Source organism: Rhizobium sp. 9140 (genome assembly GCF_900067135.1).
Taxonomy (GTDB): Bacteria; Pseudomonadota; Alphaproteobacteria; order Rhizobiales; family Rhizobiaceae; genus Ferranicluibacter.
Genome location: NZ_FJUR01000005.1, coordinates 24,025 through 46,709, shown reverse-complemented (window position 1 = coordinate 46,709; position 22,685 = coordinate 24,025). Strand labels below are relative to the sequence as shown.

The 22,685-nt window shown below is 59.5% G+C and carries 25 protein-coding genes and 2 pseudogenes; 15 read left to right on the top strand and 12 right to left on the bottom strand.

Annotation, left to right across the window (positions count from 1 at the left end; translation table 11 throughout):
- Positions 1-8 precede the first annotated feature (8 nt).
- The 4 genes from GA0004734_RS23975 to GA0004734_RS23960 all read right to left on the bottom strand — a co-directional run bounded on the left by GA0004734_RS23975 (position 9) and on the right by GA0004734_RS23960 (position 4,594).
- Positions 9-2,663, bottom strand: a complete 2,655-nt coding sequence (locus GA0004734_RS23975) for a heavy metal translocating P-type ATPase (protein ID WP_092938501.1) — start codon at positions 2,661-2,663, stop codon at positions 9-11.
- A gap of 116 nt (positions 2,664-2,779) precedes the next feature.
- Positions 2,780-3,211: a hypothetical protein gene (locus tag GA0004734_RS23970; RefSeq protein WP_245292626.1), complete on the bottom strand. Its 432-nt coding sequence runs from the start codon at positions 3,209-3,211 to the stop codon at positions 2,780-2,782.
- 58 nt (positions 3,212-3,269) lie between these two features.
- On the bottom strand, positions 3,270-4,187 hold the full coding sequence (locus tag GA0004734_RS23965; protein ID WP_092938499.1) for a cation diffusion facilitator family transporter: 918 nt from the start codon (positions 4,185-4,187) through the stop codon (positions 3,270-3,272).
- Positions 4,188-4,252: 65 nt separating this feature from the next.
- Positions 4,253-4,594: a TFIIB-type zinc ribbon-containing protein gene (locus GA0004734_RS23960; protein ID WP_092938497.1), complete on the bottom strand. Its 342-nt coding sequence runs from the start codon at positions 4,592-4,594 to the stop codon at positions 4,253-4,255.
- Positions 4,595-4,848: 254 nt separating this feature from the next.
- On the opposite strand from GA0004734_RS23960, the pseudogene GA0004734_RS23955 reads away from it, so the two are divergent.
- The 5 genes and pseudogenes from GA0004734_RS23955 to GA0004734_RS23935 all read left to right on the top strand — a co-directional run bounded on the left by GA0004734_RS23955 (position 4,849) and on the right by GA0004734_RS23935 (position 9,322).
- Positions 4,849-5,294 (top strand): annotated as a pseudogene (locus tag GA0004734_RS23955) (helix-turn-helix domain-containing protein).
- Positions 5,295-5,567: 273 nt separating this feature from the next.
- Positions 5,568-6,743: a hypothetical protein gene (locus tag GA0004734_RS23950; RefSeq protein ID WP_092938495.1), complete on the top strand. Its 1,176-nt coding sequence runs from the start codon at positions 5,568-5,570 to the stop codon at positions 6,741-6,743.
- A 63-nt stretch (positions 6,744-6,806) separates the two neighbouring features.
- The gene (locus GA0004734_RS23945; RefSeq protein ID WP_092938493.1) at positions 6,807-7,466 is read left to right on the top strand and encodes a TerD family protein; all 660 of its coding nucleotides are present in this window, start codon (positions 6,807-6,809) and stop codon (positions 7,464-7,466) included.
- A 235-nt stretch (positions 7,467-7,701) separates the two neighbouring features.
- Complete coding sequence (locus GA0004734_RS23940) at positions 7,702-8,556, top strand: hypothetical protein (RefSeq protein ID WP_245292625.1); 855 nt, start codon at positions 7,702-7,704, stop codon at positions 8,554-8,556.
- Positions 8,557-8,569: 13 nt separating this feature from the next.
- A complete protein-coding gene (locus GA0004734_RS23935; protein WP_092938489.1) occupies positions 8,570-9,322 on the top strand; it encodes a VWA domain-containing protein in 753 nt (250 codons plus the stop codon).
- A 35-nt stretch (positions 9,323-9,357) separates the two neighbouring features.
- Here GA0004734_RS23935 and GA0004734_RS23930 read toward each other — a convergent pair.
- From GA0004734_RS23930 to GA0004734_RS23920, 4 genes and pseudogenes are all read right to left on the bottom strand, one after another.
- Positions 9,358-10,144: pseudogene (locus GA0004734_RS23930) on the bottom strand (pyruvate carboxylase); the annotation flags it as partial.
- A 546-nt stretch (positions 10,145-10,690) separates the two neighbouring features.
- Positions 10,691-10,846, bottom strand: a complete 156-nt coding sequence (locus GA0004734_RS26215) for a hypothetical protein (RefSeq protein WP_175386672.1) — start codon at positions 10,844-10,846, stop codon at positions 10,691-10,693.
- 79 nt (positions 10,847-10,925) lie between these two features.
- Positions 10,926-12,020: a hypothetical protein gene (locus tag GA0004734_RS23925; protein WP_092938487.1), complete on the bottom strand. Its 1,095-nt coding sequence runs from the start codon at positions 12,018-12,020 to the stop codon at positions 10,926-10,928.
- A 12-nt stretch (positions 12,021-12,032) separates the two neighbouring features.
- Entirely contained in the window at positions 12,033-12,314 is a 282-nt protein-coding gene (locus GA0004734_RS23920) for a metal-sensing transcriptional repressor (protein WP_092938485.1), read from the bottom strand.
- 816 nt (positions 12,315-13,130) lie between these two features.
- Between GA0004734_RS23920 and GA0004734_RS26210 the strand changes: the two genes are divergently transcribed.
- Positions 13,131-13,298, top strand: a complete 168-nt coding sequence (locus GA0004734_RS26210) for a hypothetical protein (protein WP_175386670.1) — start codon at positions 13,131-13,133, stop codon at positions 13,296-13,298.
- Positions 13,299-13,536: 238 nt separating this feature from the next.
- Positions 13,537-14,232, top strand: a complete 696-nt coding sequence (locus GA0004734_RS23905; RefSeq protein ID WP_092938481.1) for a hypothetical protein — start codon at positions 13,537-13,539, stop codon at positions 14,230-14,232.
- 45 nt (positions 14,233-14,277) lie between these two features.
- On the opposite strand, the gene istB is transcribed toward GA0004734_RS23905, so the two are convergent.
- Both istB and istA read right to left on the bottom strand, forming a co-directional pair.
- Complete coding sequence (gene istB / locus GA0004734_RS23900; protein WP_092930036.1) at positions 14,278-15,036, bottom strand: IS21-like element helper ATPase IstB; 759 nt, start codon at positions 15,034-15,036, stop codon at positions 14,278-14,280.
- A complete protein-coding gene (gene istA / locus GA0004734_RS23895; protein WP_139056207.1) occupies positions 15,033-16,529 on the bottom strand; it encodes an IS21 family transposase in 1,497 nt (498 codons plus the stop codon). The genes istB and istA overlap by 4 nt, the downstream gene beginning before the upstream one ends.
- Before the next feature lie 208 nt (positions 16,530-16,737).
- Here istA and GA0004734_RS23890 point away from each other — a divergent pair, with 208 nt between their 5' ends.
- The 7 genes from GA0004734_RS23890 (at position 16,738) to arsH (ending at position 20,538) form a co-directional block, all read left to right on the top strand.
- Complete coding sequence (locus GA0004734_RS23890) at positions 16,738-16,968, top strand: hypothetical protein (protein ID WP_210173775.1); 231 nt, start codon at positions 16,738-16,740, stop codon at positions 16,966-16,968.
- 46 nt (positions 16,969-17,014) lie between these two features.
- On the top strand, positions 17,015-17,368 hold the full coding sequence (locus GA0004734_RS23885) for an ArsR/SmtB family transcription factor (RefSeq protein WP_077105406.1): 354 nt from the start codon (positions 17,015-17,017) through the stop codon (positions 17,366-17,368).
- A complete protein-coding gene (locus GA0004734_RS23880) occupies positions 17,362-17,700 on the top strand; it encodes a GNAT family N-acetyltransferase (protein ID WP_245292624.1) in 339 nt (112 codons plus the stop codon). Before GA0004734_RS23885 ends, GA0004734_RS23880 begins: the two co-directional genes overlap by 7 nt.
- Positions 17,701-17,821: 121 nt before the next feature.
- Positions 17,822-18,349: an arsenate reductase ArsC gene (locus GA0004734_RS23875; RefSeq protein WP_092938477.1), complete on the top strand. Its 528-nt coding sequence runs from the start codon at positions 17,822-17,824 to the stop codon at positions 18,347-18,349.
- On the top strand, positions 18,349-19,407 hold the full coding sequence (arsB, locus tag GA0004734_RS23870; RefSeq protein WP_077105403.1) for an ACR3 family arsenite efflux transporter: 1,059 nt from the start codon (positions 18,349-18,351) through the stop codon (positions 19,405-19,407). The genes GA0004734_RS23875 and arsB overlap by 1 nt, the downstream gene beginning before the upstream one ends.
- Positions 19,408-19,409: 2 nt before the next feature.
- On the top strand, positions 19,410-19,835 hold the full coding sequence (arsC, locus tag GA0004734_RS23865) for an arsenate reductase (glutaredoxin) (RefSeq protein ID WP_083716461.1): 426 nt from the start codon (positions 19,410-19,412) through the stop codon (positions 19,833-19,835).
- Positions 19,810-20,538: an arsenical resistance protein ArsH gene (gene arsH, locus GA0004734_RS23860; protein ID WP_077105471.1), complete on the top strand. Its 729-nt coding sequence runs from the start codon at positions 19,810-19,812 to the stop codon at positions 20,536-20,538. Before arsC ends, arsH begins: the two co-directional genes overlap by 26 nt.
- Positions 20,539-20,543: 5 nt before the next feature.
- Here the strand turns inward: arsH and arsK are convergent, their stop codons facing one another.
- The gene (gene arsK / locus GA0004734_RS23855; protein WP_077105401.1) at positions 20,544-21,755 is read right to left on the bottom strand and encodes an arsenite efflux MFS transporter ArsK; all 1,212 of its coding nucleotides are present in this window, start codon (positions 21,753-21,755) and stop codon (positions 20,544-20,546) included.
- Positions 21,739-22,098 (bottom strand): ArsR/SmtB family transcription factor, encoded by a 360-nt coding sequence (locus GA0004734_RS23850; protein WP_052821196.1) that lies wholly within the window; start codon positions 22,096-22,098, stop codon positions 21,739-21,741. Before GA0004734_RS23850 ends, arsK begins: the two co-directional genes overlap by 17 nt.
- Positions 22,099-22,140: 42 nt before the next feature.
- Between GA0004734_RS23850 and GA0004734_RS23845 the strand changes: the two genes are divergently transcribed.
- Entirely contained in the window at positions 22,141-22,656 is a 516-nt protein-coding gene (locus GA0004734_RS23845) for a DUF6428 family protein (protein ID WP_077105400.1), read from the top strand.
- Positions 22,657-22,685: the final 29 nt, after the last annotated feature.

Sequence of the window (22,685 nt, the reverse complement as noted above, 5' to 3'; positions counted from 1 at the left end):
TGAAATGCTTAGGATTTAATGGGGCGAAGGAGACGCAGCGCGTTGATCGTCACCAGAACGGTTGCGCCGGTATCCGCCAAAATCGCCGGCCACAAGCCGGTTATGCCCATGATCGTGGTCACGAGAAACACCGCCTTCAATCCCAGCGAAAGCGTGATGTTCTGGAAGATGTTGCGCATCGTTCTTTTCGAAAGATCGATCATCTCGGCAATGTCGCCGACGCGGCCATGCAGGATAGCTGCATCGGCTGTTTCGAGCGCCACATCCGTGCCGCCCCCCATGGCAATGCCGACATCGGCGGCCGCAAGCGCCGGCGCATCGTTGATGCCGTCGCCGATCTTGCCGACCACGTAGCCTTCCTTTTGAAGTTCGCCGACGATGCGTTGCTTGTCTTCCGGCATCAGCTCGGCGCGAACTTCAATGCCAAGCTGAGCGCCGATCGCCTTCGCCGTGCGCGCGTTGTCGCCCGTCAGCATGACGGTCTTGATGCCCACATCGGCCAGTGCCTTCAACCCGGCCTTCGCATCCGCCCGTGGCTCGTCCCGCATGGCGATGGCACCGGCAAGCATATCGCCGACAATCAGCACCGACACAGTTTTGCCCTCGTCATTCAGCCTGGCGATCAGCGTCAATTGATCGTTCGACAACGGCATCCGATCGGCTGCCGACTTCGGCGATCCGAGGAAAATCTCGATACCCTCAACGGTCGCGGTCACACCTTTGCCACCGAGAGCTTTTGCATTTTCGGCCGCCGGAACCTGAACCTTTTCCTCCGCGGCCTTGCCGAGAATGGCCATGGCCAGCGGATGGCTGGACCCGGTTTCGAGCGCTGCGGCCAAGCGCAGCACATCGGCTTCATTGCGGTCGAAGGCGATCACGTCGGTGACCTTTGGCTTGCCTTCGGTCAGAGTGCCCGTCTTGTCGAGCGCAATGGCCGTCAGCTTTCCGAGGGTTTCGAGAACCGCGCCACCCTTGAGAAGAAGCCCGCGCCTCGCCCCGGCGGAAAGCGAGGCGGCAATGGCTGCTGGTGTCGATATGACCAAAGCGCAAGGGCAGCCGATCAGCAGAATGGCAAGGCCCTTGTAAACCCATTCCGACCAGACGCCGCCCATGAACAGCGGCGGAATGGTCGCGACGAGTGCGGCAACCACGACCACAGCCGGCGTATAGTAGCGGGAGAAGCTGTCGATGAACCGTTCTGTCGGCGCCTTCGATTCCTGCGCTTCCTCGACGAGCTTGACCACACGAGCAATGGTGTTGTCGGCGGCGGCGGCAGTGACGCGGACTCGAAGTGCTGCATCCCCATTGACCGTGCCTGCAAAAACCTTGTCATCCAAACCCTTGGCGACCGGTGTGCTTTCGCCCGTCACCGGCGCTTCGTCGATCGAGCTTTCGCCGGAGACGATCACGCCGTCGGCCGAGATCCGGTCACCCGGACGCACGAGAATGACCGCGCCAACGGCGAGGCTTTCCGCCGGCACTTCGCGCGTCTGCCCGTTCTCCTCCAGCAGAGCGTTCTTCGGAACCAGTTCCGTCAGGGACTGGATGCTCGCGCGTGCCTTGCTTGCGGCAACGCCCTCCAGCAGTTCGCCGACCAGGAACAGGAACACGACCGCAGCCGCCTCTTCGGTCGCATTGATAAACAGCGCGCCGACAGCCGCGATTGTCATCAGCATTTCAATGGAAAACGGCGTTCCGGCCAACGCCGCCATCACGGCGCGTCGTGCGATGGGTATAAGGCCGACGAGCATCGCAGCCGTAAAGGCAAAGAAGGCAATGGCCGGAAAAAGATGGCCTATCCCATAGGCTAAAACCAGCGCACCACCGGCAACGATCGTCAAGCGCCCCTTTTTACTTTTCCACCACGGGCCGCTCATCGGTCCATGGTCATGCCCGTGCAGGCTTTCCGGTTCGCCGCCAGCCTTGCCATGAGCATGGCCGGAATGATCACGATTGTCGCCCGCATCCACGGACGCGGCCTTCGATTTGTTTTCATCGGCAGCCAATGACACAACCGAATAGCCCAGCCCTGCGACCTTCTTGCCGATCGCGTCGAGATCGCTTGTCCCATCATGCTTCACCGTCATCGTACCGGCTGTGACCGAAACCGAGACATCCTCGACACCGGGCATCCGCCTGACGGCCGTGTCGATCTTTGTTGCGCAGGACGCGCAATCCATGCCCCCGACCCTGAATCGTATCTGCGGCGCCTCGACAAGCGGGGTAACGGGGCTCTCGTTTTTGCCTGCTTGATTGCGATCATGACCTGCGTGATCGTGGTCGTCATGACCGTGACCACCGTGATCGTGGCCATCGTGGTCGTCATGATCATGCCGGTCATGGTCATGACCCGCGTGGTCGTGCGAACCGGCGCCGTGGTCATGGCTACAGCCCGGGCCATGCACATGCGCAGCCTTTGCGACCGGGGCAGCAGTGGCTTTATCGGCGATAGGAACTACATTGTATCCGAGCCCGGAGACTTTCTTGCCGATCGCCGTCAGGTCACTGCTTTCGCCATGCGTCACCGTCATCGTGCCGGTGGTCACCGAAACCGAGACATCCTCGACGCCGGGCATTCGCCTGACGGCCGTATCGATCTTCGTCGCGCAGGATGCGCAATCCATACCACTCACTCTGAATCGTGTCTTTACTGGCTCGGTCATGGGATATCCTTGAATTCAATGCCGCCACCATAGGACCTCAAGCGACTAGAGCTACAAGTGGAAAATCTGTTCCTGCTTAACTAAATTGGCGGACAGCACGAAGACCATCCGCCGGATCAGCGGCGTAAGCCGACCAAGAACCGCCGTGCCTTCGCCAGGATCAGGGGAACAGCGACCAGCACCAATGCACCGATCGCCCAGACGACGATAATGGCGGGCTTCAGAACGATCTTTAGCAAGGCAATCGCGCTTCCTGCCAAATCGCCGAGATTGAGGCCTTCAATGACAGTGATGGCGTCCTTACCGACGCCCGCTGCCCCGGCGATGGTCTTGCCGTTTTCAACAACGGTATAGGCGTTGCCGGCGATCCAGTTCAGAATCCCTTCGGCAGAGACGTAGCCGATCCACGCCAGAAACGACCAGAGGGCGAGCCCGATAACAATGACGAACCAGACCACCGGCCCGCCGGCTTTCGTCGGGCGTCCGCCTGTCGTTGGCTGCCAGGGCGGATGGCCGTATTGTCTTGCGCTTCTGTCGCGTTCATACATGTCGACGTCCTTAGCTCGGTTGATGGAGTTGTGCGGTTGGCCGAACAGATCGGCACCGCTAGATTTTCATCTCGCCTTCCGCCTCACGCATAACCTTATCCTCCACTTGGATCGTAACGTGCGACAAGCCGAAGCTTTCTTCCATCGTGCTGCGGGCGCTGGAGAGGATCGAACGGACCTCCGCCATATCGGTAACGACGAGGTGACAGCTCATGGCATCCAGTCCAGATGTGATTGTCCATACATGCAGATCGTGGACGGCTTCGACGCCGGGAATGCCCATTAGCTTCACTTCCAGCAGAGACATGTCAATTTCCGGTGGCGTACCCTCCATGAGGATATGAACGGCTTGCTTGAGGAGAACCCATGTCCGGGGAAGGATGAACAGCCCGATGGCGGCACCAATGATTGGATCTGCAAGCGACCAACCGGTCAGCATCACCACACCGGCGGCAACGATGACGCCGAGTGATCCCAGCATATCGCCGAGCACCTCGAAATATGCTCCCTTGACATTCAGGCTTTCGGACGATCCGGCGGAAAGCAGCTTCATGCTGATCAGGTTGACTGTCAGGCCGATGACGGCGACGATCAGCATAGGACCGCCGAGAATTTGGGGTGGATCGACAAACCGCTCATACGCCTCATAGAAAATGTAAATGGTCAGCAACATGAGAATCACTGCGTTTGCCAGCGCGGAGAGAACCTCCATGCGGACATAGCCATAGGTCTTTTGCGGCGTCGCGGGTCGTTCTGAAAACCGGATCGCGATCAGCGCCAGAGCCAGCCCACCGGCATCCGTCAGCATATGGGCCGCATCCGCCAAAAGCGCCAGGCTGCCCGTCCAGAGACCGCCGACGACCTCGACCAGCATGAACGCTACCGTCAGTCCCAGGGCCGTCGCCAGCCTGCTTTTGTGCCGCCCAGCGGATGTGCCTGTGGGACGTGCCGCCGTGTGAGAATGGCCAGCGCCCATATGTTAGCTCCTTGTCTTTTTGAATAAGCGATTGAGACAAACTCTTTTGGTGAAGCCTATTCCATCTAGTCGAAGAGCCGCCCCAGGAACGATCCGTGACGGCGGTTCTGCCCGTGGGCACCATGGCCGGAACCATGGCCGCCGTCACGATGATCCTCAGCGGGATAGTGCGGCGCGAACGGCTGCGACTTTGCGATCCCCGAACGCTGAGCAACCGGGGGTTCAGCGGTAAGGCTGCGATCGATAATCTTGTCGAGTTCTCCTCTGTCCAGCCAGACGCCCCTACAGTTCGGGCAATAGTCGATTTCGATCGACTGACGCTCGCTCATGACAAGATTGACCCTGCAAGCCGGGCAAAGAAGCCCCTGTGCTTTGTCCTGCACGTCCGGGGTCGCAAGATCGTTCATCGTCGTCTCCTGATGTTTTCGGCGTTATCCGCCAAAGGGATTGGCGAGCGCAAAAGAGAGTATGGGATCTCGAGTACCTAGAGGTTCAAGGGACACGCTTCACGATTCGTTACCGATCGTCCAACAGCCGGCAGTAGAGCAGTTCCGCTTTCTGCAAGTGAAGCGCCCCTGCATGCGTTATGCACCTACATATTGACGACGCCTGCTTTCATCGCCAGATCTCTAGTCACTTCAGTTCCCATCGGAGACCATTCATGCTGACCATTGGAAATCTATCACCCTCGACTGGCGTCAAAATACCGACTATCCGCTACTATGAACAGATGGGCGTGCTGAACCCGCCGAGCGCTCAGAGGGCAATCAGCGGCGCTACAGTGGGCGTGAGCAGGAGCGTCTCTCCTTCATCCGCCATGCCAGAGAACTTGGGCTCACGATTGAAGCGATCCGGGAACTGATCGACCTTAGCCAGCATCCGGAGCGGCCGTGCGCCGATGCCGAGCGGATCGCGGCGACTCAGCTTGCGGAGGTGCGCGAGTAGATCGTCAGACTTAGAAAACTAGAGACAGAGCTGGAGCGGATCACCAGCCACTGCCACGGAACGCAAGTCGAGGATTGCTATGTGATCCGGGCGCTGGCCAATCACAAACTCTGCGAGACCGACCATTTCCGATGTCGCCCCTGTGTGCGATCAAGCTCCTGACTCTTGCTCTTCTCATCGACAGACAACACGATGGCATGGGTCGGCGGTGGCGGAGAGGCCGACCACATCACGTATGTTTGAAAAGCATCACCGACGATCTCGCTGTGCGGGCCGGCCTCACCTTGACGGCCACGGACGTAGCGCTGGCGGCGGATAAGGCAGCGCTCGCCGCTTGACCCGCAGAATCGTATCGACTTGCGATTTGGATGCTTCAGCGATAAGAGATACTCCTCTCACGTCAAGCAAGAAATGTATGTTGAGGAGGATCAAGTCATGAAACCGACAATCATCGACTCTTCCCCCAGCCTCCTTACTGGCGAGCCACCGAAAAGTACCGTTCCGGCGATACCGATGAACACGGGGGCCATTGTGCTCAGCGAGGCGCAAGTGCTGGAAGCCGAGAAGGCGCTTGCCGCTCTCGACTTTCCCGCCATGCAGTCGGGCGACGTCATCAGGATCGGTCTGGAGGCCGAGCAGGCATTGCAGCGGACGCTGGACGGCTTCTTGGCACGGCTCGACAAGAACAGCGCGGCCGCCGTCTTCGCGCTGTTCGGCCGTCTCGAACAGGGCGTCGAGGATGCCGATCTCCCGGAAATCCTCGACAAGCTCCAGAACGGCGAAAAACCGGGTTTCCTGAGTTCGTTGCTGGGAAGGTTTCGCGGCAAGCGGCCGGAGGAGGTCGCGGCGGAATTTCTGGCGGAAATCGGCGACCTTATCACCGGACGAACCAGGACGCTCGCTGACCGGATGATGAAGCTCGAAGGCGAACTTTCCGGCGAAATGCAGAAGCTGTTCGGCGAGTTGCAGGCGCTCGATGCCCTGAAGCAGAGCTATGGCGCGCATTTCAGCGATTTCACCGTGGCTGCGGCAGTCGCCCGCGCTTTCCTCGACAAGGCGCGCGCCTATGTCGCCGACGAGGAGGCGCAGCTCAATCCGGCCGATCCGGTGGCGCAGACCAGAATGATGGAGTTCAAGGACAGGCTGCGGCTGATCGAGAGCCGCGCGCTGGCGCTGGAAGGCACCTACACGCGGCTGCCGGCCGACCAGCTGGTGATTCAGCAGATCGAACAGGCCGGCATTGCGACCCTGCAGGAGACCGCCACCACGGTGGCGTCGCGGTTCGCGTCGATCAAAATGACGCTGCTGTCGATCCATGGCGCGTTCGCGGTGAAGAGCGTGCAGCAGCTGGCCGGCCGCCAGGCCAAGCTCGACAAGCAGCTGACCGAGATGCGCGGCCGCGCCCTGAAAGACATCGCGGTCACCGCCGCGCAGGCGCCGGGCGACAACCGCCTTGCGCAGGCACAGCAGATCGAGCAGATCATCGCCACCACCAGCGAGATCCACGGCCTCGTCGCGGCGGCGAAGAAGTCGACCGAGGAAAAATTCGAGCAGGCGCGGCAGAAATTCGCCGCCGCCCGTCAGGAGCTTGCCGCCCTGTCGTCGCGGTAACGCGCTCGCCGGCTTCCCCGCGCCCAAACATGGGCGCAGTCAGATCACAGGAGTTTCACAAGCATGCTGACCCTTTCCCTTGAAAAGCCCGGCACCGCGACGCCAAAGCTCAAGCTTTCCCTCAACAAGGGAGCGCAGTTCACCGTGAAGGTTGAGTGGATGTGCGATGCCGACCACGCCGATGATGTCGACGTTCACGCGCTTGAGGCGCGGAGTGACGGGAACGGCGCGAAGGTGAGGGAACTTACCAGCGTGCTGTCGACCTACAATACCACGCGGATGAACCCGAATGGCGGCACCTTGCCGTCAAACCCCGAAGGATCTTTCCAGACGCCCAGCGGTGGGCTGTTCCACAGTGGTGACAAGAGAGTGCAGAACAACACCGAGACCATAGTCATTGACGGCTCCAAGCTGCCGGCGGGGGTCAACGAGATACCGATCTTCGTCACCGTCCATGAAGCCGAACATGGGGGCAGCCACGAGACCGAGCAGGGCGCCGAACAGGAGGAGGAAGCGGCGTTCGGCGACATCGACGTCTGCACCATCACACTGTCGGACGGCAGTGGGAAGCAACTCGGCGCCTACAAGCTGTCGGACGAATTCAAAGAGTTCAATGTCGTCCAACTAGGCAGCATATTGCTCGGCCCCGAGGGCTGGGAATACGCGGCCGTCGGCCGAGGCTTCACCGGCACGTTCAACGACGTTCTCGCGCACTTTTCCTGAGAGAGCGATGCCCCAGAACAAAGCCCCTCCCTCGCGTGGTACCATGCCGGATGATCGCCAGGGCAGGCTTCGCCCCACGGTGATCGTTCCGCCGGCTGAGCGGTCACGGACGCCAAGGGCCGAGCCAGGCGAAGCGGCTGGGACTGATGCGCCCGCCAAGCCAACAATTGTGGCGCCCGCCAGTACCCGGAACGACAGTGCGACTGCGACGGCGAAAACTGGACGGTCCGCGCAGATGCCGCTGGTGGCAAAGCCGACTGCGATCCCCGGCGTGGAACGCAAGCGGATCGCAGTCGAGCTTTCCGACATTCGGAAACTGTCGCCGTTGGCGAGACCTGAGGTGCTGGAGCAGGCGCTCCGGCTGATACAGTCGTTCGTGGTCGAAAGCGCGCGGGACAGGCAGGCGGTCCTTTGGGGCCATCGCCTCCAGCAGGATTACAGCGACCTGGTGTCGCGCACGCTCGAACTCTCGCAGGCCGATGTGCTGAAGAAGGCGACGGGATATATCGGCCGAATGACCGACATCCTTGGCGCGATCGACATCAAGGCCGTCTGCGGTGCCCCTGCAGCGGCTGGAATTTTCGGCGAGTATTTCAAGAAGGCGAATAGCAGGATTGACACAGCTGGCGAGCTCCAAGCGGCGCGCATCGAGCTCGACCAACTGGTCCGGCTGATGGGCGAGGTGCTTGAGCTACTCTTGTCATTCAAGGAGACGCTGGAACAGCACGCCCGCCGGATCGAGGGCATGGGGGACGAAGCCGAGGCCTCGGCACTCGCGGCGTCCTTTCTGTCGGACCATCTGCGCGTGAGCCGGCCGCCGCTCTCGCAACGTTTCCTGGAGCGGGCCATGAGCCTGACGCAAACCGTGGCGCAGATCCGCAGCGGCGCCTCGATGCGCGACGTGCAGATCGAACAGCCGATCCGGCTCATCGGGGCGATCCAGAATGTGGCGCTCGTCATGGTTCCAGGCTTTTTGGGAAGCATCGCGTCGCTGACGACGATGCTGGAGAACAACCGCAAGCTGACCCCGACCGAAGCCGGCGAACTTTCCTATCAGCTTCGGAACATCCTTCAGCAACTCAAAGAGTGAGGACCGATCGGCCATGGCACTGCAACTCAACCTCAAGAAGTCGGCGGAAACGCTGCGTCTTTCTCTCGACAAGGCGGGTGTCGCGGCTGACATCAAGGCCGAACTGATCTTCGACATGGACGTTTCGGGCTCTTTCGAGCACGAGCATGAGGAAGGCACCACAAGCAAGCTCGTCGCACGGCTGGTGCCCTACGGCATGGTGCTCGACCCCGACGGAAAGGTGGACGTCTTCAGCTTCAGCAACGGCAAGGGCCACGTTCACCATGTCGGAACGGTCACTCCGGACGATTGCGAGAACTACATCGTCCGCAACGTGATCGACAAAGTGCCAGGCTGGAAGGGCGGGACCACCTACAGCTATGTGCTGGAGCGCAATCTGCAGCATTTCGGGTGGTTGCCACGCGAAAAGGAACGCGAAGGCTTCTTCAGCCGGTTCTTCGGCGGGAGCACCAAGGAAGCGCCGGTTTCGGCAAAGAAACGGTCGGTCGTCATTTTCGTTACCGATGGTGAGAACGATCCTTCGGATGAAGAACGGACCATGTGGGTTCTCGAGGAATCGGAGAAGCGCGGCGACCAGGTGTATTTCCTGTTCATGGGCGCCTGCGAGCATACCGTGGAATTCAAGTTCCTCGAAACGATCGCCAAGCGTTTCAAGAACACCGGCGTCGTCATCGTGCGCGACCTCGACGGCTTCGTCGAACTCTCCGACGAGCAATTGAACGCGCAGCTTCTTGGATCCGAATTGCTGCAATGGCTCCGATCCTGACATTGGACTCAAACGCGATACGGAAACGGCCGCTTGTCCGGATGGTTCTTGTAGCCGACGCCGTTTTCGCCGCGCAGCAGCATCTGCAGAAGCAGATTCTGTGCATTTTTCGCGCACCTTGGCAAGACGCTGCCACGGATCTTCCGTGAGGAAACGCATCGAGACGTCAAAGGTCGCGCCGCCCCAGCATTCGAGTGAAAACCGGTTCGGCAAGGCGCGGGCATAAGGTGCCGGCGATGTGGGCGATATCATAAGTGCGCACGCGCGTGGCGAGCAGCGACTGATGACCGTCTCGCATGGTCGTATCGGTAAGCAGCACGCGCTTTTTGGCGCGCGCCCATTCGGCGAATTTCTTCGGGCCGAGCGCATCGAGGTTCTGCTTGGTGCCGTCGACGATCTCGCCCTTGATGCGCGGGATGACCGACTTGGCAGCATCGGCGTTCCTGCTTTGGGCGACCCTTGGCTTCGGGATGTCCATTGACGGTGACATCGGCGAGATAGGTGAGCACTTGCTGGCCCGGTCCTGGCGCTTCACCTGCTGGAACAGTTCCGGCGTGGTGTCGATGAACCGGGTCGTATAGGTATTATCCTTGAACTTCGGGTGCGAAATGATCGCTTCAAGGAAGGTCAGGTTCGTGGCGACGCCGCGGATACGGAATTCGCGCAAAGCACGGTCCATGCGGGCGATGGTTTCTTCAGGGCTAGGTGACCAGACTGTGACCTTTCGAGCAATGGATCGTAGTATCGGGTAACGCCGCCGGAATAAGCGGTGCCTCCATCGCGGCGGACACCAAAGCTCGAGGCCTGTCTGTACATTGTCATCGTCCAACTGAACTCTCTCACTGAAGCGCCGGCAATCTTATTTCACCTAGGCCTGACGAATCCAGACGCGCGGCTCCTGGGAGCGGATGCAGAAAACATCATCCGTTCCATCGAATGGTTTAACTGCCTATCGAGTGCGGTTCACGCGGTCGCCGTCCGAATGATCTGGCGCGCCGACTTTTTCTTACCGGATCAATCGATGTACGAGCCCTTGGTTCATAAAGGAGAGGAGCACTTGGCTTCCGCGTTTGCGCTTATAGAATCCAAGTTGACGACCGAGATTGGGCCGTAGGAGAGTCCTATTCAATCGTTGATCCGTATTTGCTCGTCTTCTACAGGTGGGGAAATCGTATGGCCGTTGACATGCGAAATACCTATCCCGCTTGGACCTCTCATGCACGTCGGCTGGAGGAGCGGGCTGCTGTGCAACGAGCCTTAACCCAAGAGGGAATATCCCTCTGGGAGTAGTTGCCGCGTTGCCGAATCCAAAAAATTCGCAAGACCATCGATCCTACGCGGTCGTGCTTAAATGTCTGGTAGCGTTGTTTAGCGGGAAACCAACGCTACGGCCTCGGGATGGTCGGGATCAAGCGCATTGTGGACGTGTTCGATTTCATCCGGGTCATTGGCAGGCCACAGGCGCGTCGCCGCGACAGGCGCGACTGCGGCCATGATCGCGAGCGATGCGAAGGTAAACGGCAAGCCGACTTTCGCTCCGAGCCGTGATGAAACGGCATGATTTCTGGGGCCGCAGAGCAACCGGAACGAGGTTTTCGCGCGCCTAGAAACCGAAGAAGATGATGCCGATGCCCAGAAGCAAGATCATCGTTCCCAGAATGCCGCTCTCGTAACGTTCGAGAAAACCGAGCTTCAGACGCTCCGTGCCGGTCAGGGTCAGCCATGTGAAAACCACCATGCCAGCGATGGTCGCAAACGCCAGAACCGCGCTGAGGAGGATGAACCCGGCCCAACCGAAGGCAATGCCGGAGACGTAGACGGGTAGGAATCCTTCACAGGGCGAAAACGTCAACAGCGTAAAAAGTCCGAGGATAACGGTGCGATCCGATTTTGCCGGCGCCGATTTTGCAGCGCCTGGCTTGCTGACAACAGCCGCAGCGGCCTTGTGTGGGCCTTGGGCGTGCTCTTCGAAATCGATCGCGTGTTCATGCGCGTGGCTTCCGTGCGAGAGCGAGACTATTATTGCCCGGAATTCGTGCGGTTCGGGAATTTCATCGATTGATTCCAGAAAATCACCCTTGTCGAGGAATTGAAATGTCTGGTGCGTCCCATCCGGACGGACGGTTTCCACCGAAAGCGTGCCCTGTTTGGGAAGCAACATGCTTTTGCCTTCAGGCTTCACCCGGAACCGGGGCGGAACGCCTTCCTCGAAGATGTCCAGGATCAGGACGCCATGGCCCGTATCGATCCGTTTTGCTTCGTCGTGACCATGACCGGCATGACCGCCGTTTACGTGGCTGTGTCCTGTATCGTGTGAATGATCATGGCCGTGGTTATCTTCCCCTTCATGGCTGTGCCCCTTGCCGAAATGGTGATGCCCGTGTCCTTGGCCTTGCGCTTGACGAACGAGGTAATAGAGGCCGAACAGAACCAAGGCCCCACCGGCGATCCATGGAAAAATATCTCCTGTCCATTTGCTGGTCTCGATTCCCAGCCAGACAAGCAGGACCCCGAGAGCCGTCGTGAACAGCACATGGCCGAGGCCGCAAAGAGCCACGACCGCGAGTGCCTTCGATCTGGACCAGCGTTGCCCGCGGGCGGCCAGCACGAAGGGCAGCCAATGGGTCGGAATGGCTGCGTGTGCGAATGCAACGACAAAGCCGGTTGCCATGATGGAGAGCAGAAATGTCTGGTTCATGAGGTGGCCCTGTTACAAGTATTTCGTGATCGTCTTGAACTCGTCGATCGTGCGGCGCTGCTCGCTGCCGAGGCTCCCGACTGCATCCTCGAGGCAATGATCCAAGTGATCCTGTATCAATGCCTTCTTTGCCTGGCAGACGGCCTTTTCCACCGCATGAAGCTGCTGGGCGATATCGACGCAGGGACGGTGCGCCTCAATCATCGCGATCACGCTGCGCAGGTGGCCCTCAGCGCGTTTCAGCCGCTTGATGATATCCGGATGGGTTTCGTGCATGTGCGCTTGATCTGTCATGCGGCGGTGCTATCCCCCTGGAGGGGATATGGTCAAGCGCTATATTGTTTCAGCACTTTGCATTCTTCTGGAAACTGGATAATAATTATCTCGATGATGGTTCGATTGGAAAATCAGAACCGTACACTGGATGGCTATACAATTAGTTCCATAAATATGCTTATGCGATTTTCTCTAAGATATTGAAATAGAAAAGATACTACCATCTCCCTATCATTCGGATTTTGTGGCAACTTACCCCTGTCGCCACCGGTCTCGAGAGATTGATGATCCGCTTCCTCACACGATGGCTCGCACATCGCCGGGCAATACGGCGGCGATGGCAGGCTGATGCCAGGCTTCTCGCAATTTCGGATCCAGCCGGATCTCACTACGAAGCACAACGCCGTGCGTTCGATAGCCGGTCCAGTGGTGATCCCGACGAGTTCTGGCACTGGTCGAAAGTCGCCAGTGAGATAGTCCGGATAGAGCCACGCGCGGAGATGGACTTCGCTGTTCTCAAAGCCTTGTCCGATCACGCGAAAGCGGGCCGTCGCTGACTTCTGGGCTGGTCAACAGATGCTCGGCAACAAATGCTGAGCTGGCTTCCGTGATCGATCTCTGCCGGACACCTCAATTCCCGCCGAAGCAAACCAATCCCGCTCTTTATGGATGGCGTCCTGGACCAGGCCCGGATCTCCGTCGATCAACCCACTATCGGGGTCGGCTAGCAAGCTGCCGCCGCTCCGCCTTCGTCTTCGCGGTGATCGCGACCGTCCCCGGTCCTTTGAGGAGCCATCGAGCGGGATCGGCCCGCTCCGGACGGAGGTTTCTCACATGGCACAGGATCTTGCACTCGCCCAAAGCCACGCATTTTCGCTTTCCCGCATCCTCATGGTTCCCGTCACCCTGTTCAAATCCGGGGACGAATTCGGCGTCCTTCCGTCCGACGAACTCGATGACGAAGACGATCTTGAGATCGTGCATGAATATGAGCCGTGGTGACTTATGTTCACCTCAGGCTGGGGGGCCATCAGCGCGAGGAGCTTTGGCCGAGCGGCATGAACATAATCTTGGTAATGAGGAGCGCGGGGCGACGCTGGCGGCGAGATCTCGCGTGCATTGAAAGCAAATTGGATTGGCAATCGCGTTGCTCCTATTCGATGGACCAAGGTATTGTCTGGAAACAGCAATATTTGTAGATGGTGGACGACAACACCACGACATCAGGAAGGGTTTTCGCGTGCCAGAGTGGGATGACTATGAGGCAACGCTACCGCCTCCTGCGTATGGGAAGACCTGGGAGCTAAAAGAGGTCTTCACGATCATGCATGTCCGTGAAGCAGTCCGTACGATCGATGATAAGAAGATTTCCGCCCGGCTTGTATATGACGAGAGCCGACTGAATACTGCAAGGCTCCCCGTCGTGTGGTCGTCGGCCAATCATTGGCATCGCGGATCGATGTATGGGACGGTAGGCTTTCATTTCAAATGGGAAGAACTCATCGCTGGAAAGAACTTCTACTGGATCGAAGCAATCGAAGCCTACAACCCGACCGCCTTCCGTATATTGATTTGTGACCCGGCGTTGACGCCTCCGCCCGCAGCATCCACTCCTTACGATCCGCACAGGGACAAAGGCCCGCTGCGCTTTTGGAACGGTACCTGGTACTGGAATGGGACTTACACGTCGGAGTTCATGTACGCTGACGATCTTAGCCTTGAACGTCTATCGGGATTTTCTTTCTTCAAACACCACGATACTCTATGCCGATACGAAGGAAGCGCATGCGGCGAGCGCGCGCAGCATCAAAGCAAGACCGGTGCAATTATTCTCGCGCACGTACTTGCCTGTCAACGGCGGAGTAAAATCCTGCCACGCGGCGGCGCAAAAGTCGGCCACTTGTGGCGCGCGCATGAGACCGCCGGGAGGGCTTAGGCCCGAGCGGGGGTCTCATGCGCGCGTTGCGATTTTCGAAGGGCGTCAGCCGGCCTTTCGGGCGCGGCTTTGGGCGAGACGATAGCTGTCGCCGTTCATCTCGAGGATGCTGACGTGATGGGTGATGCGGTCGAGCAAAGCGCCGGTCAGGCGCTCGGACCCCAAGGTTTCCGTCCATTCGTCAAAAGGAAGGTTGCTGGTGATCAGGGTCGCGCCTCGCTCGTATCGTTGCGAGATCAGCTCGAACAGCAATTCCGCGCCGGTCTTTGACAGCGGCACGAAGCCCAGTTCATCGATGATCAACAGCTGGTAGGCGGCCATCTGCTTCTGGAACCGGATGAGACGCCGCTCGTCGCGCGCCTCCATCATCTCGCTGACCAGTGCGGCCGCTGTCGTGAACCCAACGGACAGGCCCTTCTGGCAGGCGGCCAGGCCGAGGCCGAGCGCCACATGGGTCTTGCCCGTGCCGCTGGGGCCGAGAGCGATAACGTTCTCCCTGCGCTCGATCCATTCGCAGCGCGCCAGTTCCAGCACCTGCATCCTGTTCAGCTTTGGGATGGCGGCGAAGTCGAAACTGTCGAGGCTTTTGACGACCGGGAACCTGGCCGCCTTGATGCGACGCTCGACCTTGCGACGGTCCCGTTCGATCATCTCCCGCTCGGCAAGCCGGGTGAGGTATCCGACATGATCGACGCCTTCGGTGGCGCACAGCCGGGCCAGCTTCTGGTACTCGCGCTGGAAACTCGGCAGCTTCAGGGTTTTGAGATAATGGGTGAGAAGGATCTCGGGTGCTTGGGTGTTCATGCGACTTCTCCCGCATCCGACGACAGGAGACGCATATACGCCTTCGCCGATGTCGTCTCGACCGTCGCCCTCGGCAAATACGGGTAGATGGACAGGTCCAGTCTGGGCGGCCGGCGTTCCACCCGGCACAGGATCAGATGCTTGACGGCGTCAAAGCCAATGGCGCCAAGCTGGATCGCCTGCTTCACCGCCGCATGCAGATCGGCGAGTTCGAAGCTCTCCAGCAGGCGGAGGACCTGCACGTACTCACGCCGGCCGTGTTTGGCCATGCGGCCTTCCATCAACCGGCGCAGCGTAGCGAACTCTTGCGGCAAGTCCCAGCCCTGGAGGGGCGCTGCCTGATCCAGCGAATTGATCTTCTGCTCGATCAGCGGCAGGTAATGGACAGGATCGAAGACGACGTCTTCCCGTTCCCAGCACCGAGGATGGCGGGCGATGATCTCGCCACGGCCACCAATGACCACTTCGTTGACATAGCCGCGCACCCACACATCCTGATGGCCATAGGCGACCGGGACGGAATAGTCGTTGGTCTTGTAGCGCACCAGCGACTGCGCCGTCACCTTGGCACTTGCCTGGTCGCAGGCATCAAATGGCGAGGCTGGCAAGGCGCGCATGGCAGCCAGATCGCGCCGCAAGCGCTCGCCGATCGTCTCGCTCTCGCCGCGCAGCCTGTCGCGCTGGCGCTTCCGGCACTGCTCCTCCAGAAAGGTGTTGAACGCCTCCCATGTCGCAAACTGCGGGATCGGTACCATGAAGTTGCGCCGGGCATAGCCGACGAGACCCTCGACGTTCCCCTTGTCGTTGCCCTTGCCGGGACGGCCATAGCGATCCCGGATAAGGTAGTGGGACAGGAAGCCGCTGAACAACGTCGCGCGCTTGCGGGTGCCGTCAGGCAAAATCTTCGCCACCAGGCAACGGTCGTTGTCGTAGACGATCGATTGCGGCACGGCGCCGAAGAAAGCGAACGCATGGACATGGCCATCGACCCAGGCCTCGGCCACTGCCGCCGGATAGGCCCGCACGTAGCAGCCGTCGCTGTGCGGAAGGTCGAGCACGAAGAAATGCGCCTTCTGCTCGACACCGCCGATGACCACCATCGCCTCACCGAAATCGGCCTGCGCATGGCCGGGCGGATGCGACAGCGGCACGAACACTTCCTGGCGGCGCTGATCCCGCTCGCGCATGTAATCCTTGATGATCGTATAGCCGCCAGTGAACCCGCATTCGTCTCGAAGCCGGTCAAACACCCGCTTGGCCGTATGGCGCTGCTTGCGCGGCACTTGTCTGTCTTCGTCCAGCCAGTGATCGATCGTCGAGACAAACGCATCCAGCTTGGGCCGCCGGATCGGTGATTGTCGCTGATAGCCAGGTGGCGTCGAATAGGACAGCATCTTGGAAACGCTGTCGCGCGATATGTTGAAATGCTTTGCAGCCTGACGCCGGCTCATGCCTTCCGAGCAAGCCAGTCGAACCTTCAGATATAATTCCACGGTATAGATCCCCAGGCCCTCCTGCGCTCATTGCAGAAGAGAAATAGGTGGCCGACTTTTACGCCGCCCGAAGCGGGACAATCCCGCCGCTACCGTGGTCTAATTTTGCACCGCCGCTCTCATACTTGCCAATGACCATCATGGTATCGACGGCTACCTCAAGCATTCGGAGGTACCCAACTCGGTCGGTATGTCACTTCAGTTCGCAGTGTCCGGTCTTCAGCTCATCTTTGACAAGCCTGCACGTTTTTCTCAGAACAAGGTGCCGACGACGTATGCAAATCGCATTCTGCTTGGAGCGTTCTCGCTTCTTGCTTCCGGCCAGAAAGAGGCTGCACAGCAGCTTGTTTGGCAATCCATGACGCATAAAAAGTTTGAGAAAGCTTTCTTTAGCCTGATCTTAGCACATTTCGATCTGCCTCCGGACGCATTTAAATAACCGCAAGTCCGCTTGACTTCCTAAAAATATCTATTATTCTGGATATATGGAAATCATCACTGCAATAACGGCCCTTTCGGCCTTAGCTCAGAACACGCGCCTCGAGACGTTTCGTCTACTCGTGCGGCACGAACCCGACGGTATTCCGGCAGGCGAACTCGCCCGGCTGCTCGAGGTCCCGCAGAACACCATGTCGGCGCACCTCGCTACACTTTCCCGTGCCGGTTTGGTTAAGAGCGAGCGCCAGAGCCGATCAATCATCTATCGGGCCGACCTCGACGGTCTGCGCGACCTGACACTTTTTCTGCTGAAGGACTGCTGCGGCGGATCGACAGAGCTTTGCACACCCCTCATCGCGGAGTTGACGCTCTGCTGCGCTCCGGAGGCGAAGCGATGTTAAGCGCGATCACATTACTCGAAGTGCGCGGCAGCAATGCCCGTCTCCGCGAAGCGCTGCACGCCGCAGATCTTCCGACCGATGACATCGAAGATGGAGGCCGCACCTTCTTTGAAGCCGTTTCGGGTGGCGACGAGATTGTCGGCTATGCCGGCCTCGAACAGTGCAGCGGCGATTACCTGCTGCGGTCCGTTGTAGTGCTGCCGGCGCATCGCGGTCGTGGGTTTGGCCGAGCGATCGTTGAGGCAACGTTGCGAGGTCTCGATGTAAACGGCGGCATCTATCTCGCGACGACGAGTGCCGCGCCATTTTTTTTCGACCATCGGTTTCTCTGAGGTGTCGCGGGCCATTGTACCTGCGGCTGTGCTCATGACCCGCCAACTTTCTTTCATCTGCCCATCGACTGCGACCATCATGAAGCTCAACAGGTCCCCGACCTAACAACGGAACAAGACCATGACCGACAAGATCTACAACGTGCTCTTCCTGTGCACGGGCAATTCCGCACGTTCTATTCTCGGCGAATCCATCCTGAATCATGAGGGGAAAGGTCGCTTTCGAGCCTACTCCGCGGGGAGCCATCCGAAGGGCGAGGTGAACCCCCATGCGATCAAGGAGCTGGAAGCGCTCGGCTATCCGTCTACCGGTTTCTCCTCGAAGAACTGGGATGTGTTCGCGGAGCCGGGCGCGCCGCAGATGGATTTCATCTTCACTGTCTGCGACAGCGCGGCTGGTGAAGCATGCCCTGTCTGGCTGGGGCATCCAATGACGGCGCACTGGGGTGTCGAGGATCCGGCCGCAGTCGTGGGAACGGATATCGAAGTCCAGAGAGCTTTCGCACAGGCCGCCCGTTTTCTGAAGAACCGCATCGGCGCCTTCCTAAGCCTTCCACTGTCTTCGATCGACAAGCTTGCGCTTGAGCAGAAGCTAAAGCAGATCGGCCAGATGGAAGGGTCGACCAGCAGCCAGGAAAAGAGCGCCTGATGTCCGCGTTCGAACGCTATCTCACTGTCTGGGTCTTCCTCTGCATTCTCGTCGGCATCGCGCTCGGTCATCTGATGCCGAGCGTTTTCCAAACGATCGGCGCAGCCGAGATCGCCAAGGTGAACATTCCCGTCGCCGTGCTGATCTGGCTGATGGTCATCCCGATGCTTCTCAAGATCGACTTCGGCTCACTGTCGAAGGTCGGTAGCTATTGGCGCGGCATCGGCGTGACGCTGTTCATCAACTGGGCCGTCAAGCCGTTCTCGATGGCGCTGTTGGGCTGGCTGTTCGTGGGCTGGCTGTTCCGGCCATACCTGCCTGCCGACCAGATCGACTCCTACATCGCGGGCCTGATCATCCTCGCGGCCGCGCCCTGCACGGCTATGGTGTTCGTCTGGAGCAACCTGACGAAGGGCGAACCTCATTTCACCCTGTCCCAGGTCGCACTCAACGACGCTATCATGATTGTCGCCTTCGCACCGATCGTGGGTCTGCTTCTGGGTCTGTCTGCGATCACAGTGCCGTGGGACACCCTCATGATCTCAGTGGCCCTCTACATCCTGATTCCGGTCGCGATCTCTCAGGTTCTAAGGCGTGCCCTGCTGGCCGGCGGGAGCACCGCCGGGTTGGACCGGCTGTTGTCCAAGCTTCAGCCGCTGTCGCTTGTCGCATTGCTGGCGACGCTGGTGTTGCTGTTTGGCTTCCAGGGCGAGCAGATCATTGCGCAGCCTACGATCATCGCACTTCTGGCAGTGCCGATCCTGATCCAGGTCTATTTCAACTCCGGCCTCGCTTACATCCTCAATCGGATTTCAGGCGAGCAGCATTGTGTGGCTGGCCCCTCGGCACTTATCGGGGCCTCTAACTTCTTCGAGCTCGCGGTCGCCGCCGCCATCAGCCTGTTCGGGTTTCAGTCGGGCGCGGCACTTGCCACAGTGGTCGGTGTACTGATCGAGGTGCCGGTCATGCTTTCAGTCGTCTGGATCGTGAACCGCTCAAAGGGCTGGTACGAGGCATCGCCCGCCGTTTCCCGCAACACCATCACCGAAAGGACCTGACTATGGACGCCACCATCTATCACAATCCGGCCTGCGGGACGTCTCGCAACACGTTGGCACTGATCCGCGCAGCCGGGATCGAGCCTACTGTCATCGAATACCTTCAGAACCCGCCATCGCGTGAGCAGCTCTCGAAGATGATTAGGGACGCCGGTCTGACTGTTCGTGACGCGATCCGCGAGAAGGGCACTCCTTATGCCGAACTCGGTCTCGACAATCCGGACCTGACCGAAGACCAGTTGCTGGACGCGATGCTCGCGACCCCGATCCTGATCAATCGACCATTTGTCGTCACGGCGCTCGGCACCAAGCTTGCCCGCCCGTCAGAGGTAGTACTCGACATCCTGCCGACCGATGCCTTCAAAGGTTCGTTCACCAAGGAAGACGGCGAACAGGTTCTGGATCAGGAAGGAAAGCGTATTGTCTGATACCTTCCCCGCACTGCACGACCAGCTTCTTCAGCCCATCGAGCCGGAATCGCTCCGGCCGATGTTCTCGACACATAAGCCCAGGATCTTGATTCTCTACGGTTCCCTGCGGGAGGTTTCCTATAGCCGTCTGCTTGCCTTCGAAGTTCGTCGGCTTCTCGAACGGCTGGGATGCGAGGTTCGCGTGTTCGATCCCGCCGGGTTGCCGCTTCCGGACGAATCTCCGGTGAGCCACCCCAAGGTGCAGGAGCTCCGCGAACTGACCCAGTGGTCTGAAGGCCACATCTGGATCAGCCCGGAACGCCACGGTGCCATGACCGGGATAATGAAGTCCCAAATCGACTGGATCCCGCTCTCGGTCGGTTCCGTCCGGCCGACGCAAGGCAAGACGCTGGCGGTGATGGAAGTATCCGGTGGCAGTCAGTCCTTCAACGCCGTCAATCAATTGCGCATTCTTGGCCGCTGGATGCGAATGATCACCATCCCCAACCAGTCGTCCGTCGCCAAGGCGTTTCAGGAATTCGATGCCGAAGGACGAATGAAGCCGTCGTCCTATTACGACCGCGTCGTGGACGTCTGCGAAGAGCTGGTGAAGTTCACTATCCTCACCCGCGATGTTTCGTCCTATCTCACCGATCGCTACAGCGAGCGGAAGGAAGACGCAGCCGAGCTGGAGAAGCGGGTTTCGCTGAAGTCGATCTAGTAATTCTAGACAGTTGCGGTGGCTGGTCGCCGACAGGATACTGCCACCGCAACGAATGCCGCTATGCTGACCGCGCCGAGACACGCGTTTCCAATGAGCGACAAGCTCAGGCCCAGGTTCTCCATGGCCGCCGCGAACGCGAAAGGTGCTCCGGCTCCGAGCGCCAGTCGAGCCGCCGCCATCTTGCCTGTGATCGCTCCATATCCGTCCGATCCGAATAGATAGAGCGGCAAACTCCCCTGCGCGATGCTGTTGATTCCGGAGCCAAGCCCCAGGCAGATGGCGAAGGCGACCGCACCCGGCAGCCAGTTCCCCGTCACCAGCAGGATCAGGACGCCGAAGACGATCAGCACGGCGGCAAGTACGGCAAGTCCCGGCGGCGACAGGTTCTTCCCGAAGACCATGTTGATCAGGCGGCTCAGAACCTGCGCAGGACCGAACAGTGAACCGATAACGACGGCGGCTGCCCCCAACCCGATCGAGCCGAGCATCGGCACCATATGGGCAAGGATGGCTGCGAGCGTAAAGCCGAGGAGCGCGAAGGCCAACGAGACGATGACCATGGCGCGGCGCCTTGCATGAGGTGCGATCGCGCCGATCACCGTTTCGCGTGTGCGGATGGTCGTTTCGCCAGCATTCTGTCCGAGACTCCGGATCCAGAAGTGCAGCGGCATGCAAAGGAAGAGGTTCAGCGCCGCAAAGACGAGATAGATTTCCCGCCACGAGAGATATCCCGTAAGTGCTGACGAGATCGGCCAGAAGATTGTCGAGGCAAATCCACCAATCAGCGTAAGATAGGTAATGCTGCGGGAAGCGCTGCGGGGATCGCTTTCAACCAGAGCTGCGAATGCAGCCTGATACTGCACCATTCCCGATGACACCTCGAGCAGGATGATGGCGATGGCGAAGATTGCGACTGAGGGCGACCAGGCGCAAAGGGCAAGTGTCAATGCCGCGAGCGCTGACCCTGCCGTCATGATCGTCGCGGCACCGATCCGGTCCATCTGCTTGCCGATATAGGTGGCCGACAGACCGCCGATAAACAGGGACACGGAGAACACACCGAATACCTCTGCCAGCGATAAGCCGAGATCCTCCGCCATGCCGGGGGCGAGGATGCTGAAGCTGTAGTAGAGCGTGCCGTAACCGATGATCTGCGTCAGGCCGAGAGCCGAGACAATGCCTGCAGGGATTGTGGAACTACGCAACGACGTCATCCTTGCCGGCTGGGCTACAGCAGTCGCCGCCACGCTCGACACTCTCTCTGATCACCTGATGACCAGCGCAACAGTCCTCCATCAGGAATTTGACGAGATCGGCAAGCGCGTCGTAACTCGCGTTGTAGATGATTGAGCGGGACTCCCTTCGCTGGGAGATCAATCCTGACCGCTCCAGTTCCTTCAAATGGAAGGAGACGTTCGTCGCGGAGACGCCCATGCGTTCGGCGATCACACCTGCGGCCAATCCCTCCGGGCCCGCAATGACCAGAGCACGGACGATCGCAAGGCGGGTCTCCTGGGACAGCGCCGCGAATGACGAAAGAGCTTGACGTTCATCCATATTTCAACAATCCTTGAACTATTGGATAGAGGGATAACGCACATGAACGCGATCGACAAGACAATTTCGACAGACATCAGTCTCGCCCATCTCCTCGATGTCCTCGCCGTGGCTCCAGATGCGCCGCTGGTGTTCAGCTATGACGGCAATACCGTACGTGCGGGCTACCACGTCACCGAAGTCAAGGCCGGGATTTTTTCGGCGCTCGATTGCGGCGCCAACCCGGAAGCCTGGGCAGAGATCTTCGTGCAGCTCTGGGATATCGACGAAGATGACCGGACGCATATGCCGGCCGGCAAGTTCGCGGCGATCATCCGCAAAGTCTCCGACCATGTGCAGCTTGAGCCGACTGCAAAACTCACGTTCGAGATCAGCGACGGAGAGCGGCCGATGGCCCTCTACTGCGCGTCAGCACCGCGGCTCGTCGCCGGCACCTTCGAGGTGTCTCTTGTCGCTCGACCAGCAAGCTGCAAGCCGCGGGATCGCTGGCTGGCGGAGGAGCAGGCCAAATCGTCCTGCTGCGGGCCAGCTAGCACGACGTCGAAGTGCTGCGCCTAGCCTCCCGGCTGGGGTGCGCTCCCGGGCGT

Excerpts from the sequence above, each read along its gene's own strand:
- GA0004734_RS23975 (WP_092938501.1), bottom strand. The coding sequence starts at position 2,663 with ATGACCGAGCCAGTAAAGACACGATTCAGAGTGAGTGGTATGGATTGC.
- GA0004734_RS23970 (WP_245292626.1), bottom strand. The coding sequence starts at position 3,211 with ATGTATGAACGCGACAGAAGCGCAAGACAATACGGCCATCCGCCCTGG.
- GA0004734_RS23965 (WP_092938499.1), bottom strand. The coding sequence starts at position 4,187 with ATGGGCGCTGGCCATTCTCACACGGCGGCACGTCCCACAGGCACATCC.
- GA0004734_RS23960 (WP_092938497.1), bottom strand. The coding sequence starts at position 4,594 with ATGAACGATCTTGCGACCCCGGACGTGCAGGACAAAGCACAGGGGCTT.
- GA0004734_RS23950 (WP_092938495.1), top strand. The coding sequence starts at position 5,568 with ATGAAACCGACAATCATCGACTCTTCCCCCAGCCTCCTTACTGGCGAG.
- GA0004734_RS23945 (WP_092938493.1), top strand. The coding sequence starts at position 6,807 with ATGCTGACCCTTTCCCTTGAAAAGCCCGGCACCGCGACGCCAAAGCTC.
- GA0004734_RS23940 (WP_245292625.1), top strand. The coding sequence starts at position 7,702 with ATGCCGCTGGTGGCAAAGCCGACTGCGATCCCCGGCGTGGAACGCAAG.
- GA0004734_RS23935 (WP_092938489.1), top strand. The coding sequence starts at position 8,570 with ATGGCACTGCAACTCAACCTCAAGAAGTCGGCGGAAACGCTGCGTCTT.
- GA0004734_RS23925 (WP_092938487.1), bottom strand. The coding sequence starts at position 12,020 with ATGAACCAGACATTTCTGCTCTCCATCATGGCAACCGGCTTTGTCGTT.
- GA0004734_RS23920 (WP_092938485.1), bottom strand. The coding sequence starts at position 12,314 with ATGACAGATCAAGCGCACATGCACGAAACCCATCCGGATATCATCAAG.
- GA0004734_RS26210 (WP_175386670.1), top strand. The coding sequence starts at position 13,131 with ATGGCACAGGATCTTGCACTCGCCCAAAGCCACGCATTTTCGCTTTCC.
- istB (WP_092930036.1), bottom strand. The coding sequence starts at position 15,036 with ATGAACACCCAAGCACCCGAGATCCTTCTCACCCATTATCTCAAAACC.
- GA0004734_RS23885 (WP_077105406.1), top strand. The coding sequence starts at position 17,015 with ATGGAAATCATCACTGCAATAACGGCCCTTTCGGCCTTAGCTCAGAAC.
- GA0004734_RS23880 (WP_245292624.1), top strand. The coding sequence starts at position 17,362 with ATGTTAAGCGCGATCACATTACTCGAAGTGCGCGGCAGCAATGCCCGT.
- GA0004734_RS23875 (WP_092938477.1), top strand. The coding sequence starts at position 17,822 with ATGACCGACAAGATCTACAACGTGCTCTTCCTGTGCACGGGCAATTCC.
- arsB (WP_077105403.1), top strand. The coding sequence starts at position 18,349 with ATGTCCGCGTTCGAACGCTATCTCACTGTCTGGGTCTTCCTCTGCATT.
- arsC (WP_083716461.1), top strand. The coding sequence starts at position 19,410 with ATGGACGCCACCATCTATCACAATCCGGCCTGCGGGACGTCTCGCAAC.
- arsK (WP_077105401.1), bottom strand. The coding sequence starts at position 21,755 with ATGACGTCGTTGCGTAGTTCCACAATCCCTGCAGGCATTGTCTCGGCT.
- GA0004734_RS23850 (WP_052821196.1), bottom strand. The coding sequence starts at position 22,098 with ATGGATGAACGTCAAGCTCTTTCGTCATTCGCGGCGCTGTCCCAGGAG.
- GA0004734_RS23845 (WP_077105400.1), top strand. The coding sequence starts at position 22,141 with ATGAACGCGATCGACAAGACAATTTCGACAGACATCAGTCTCGCCCAT.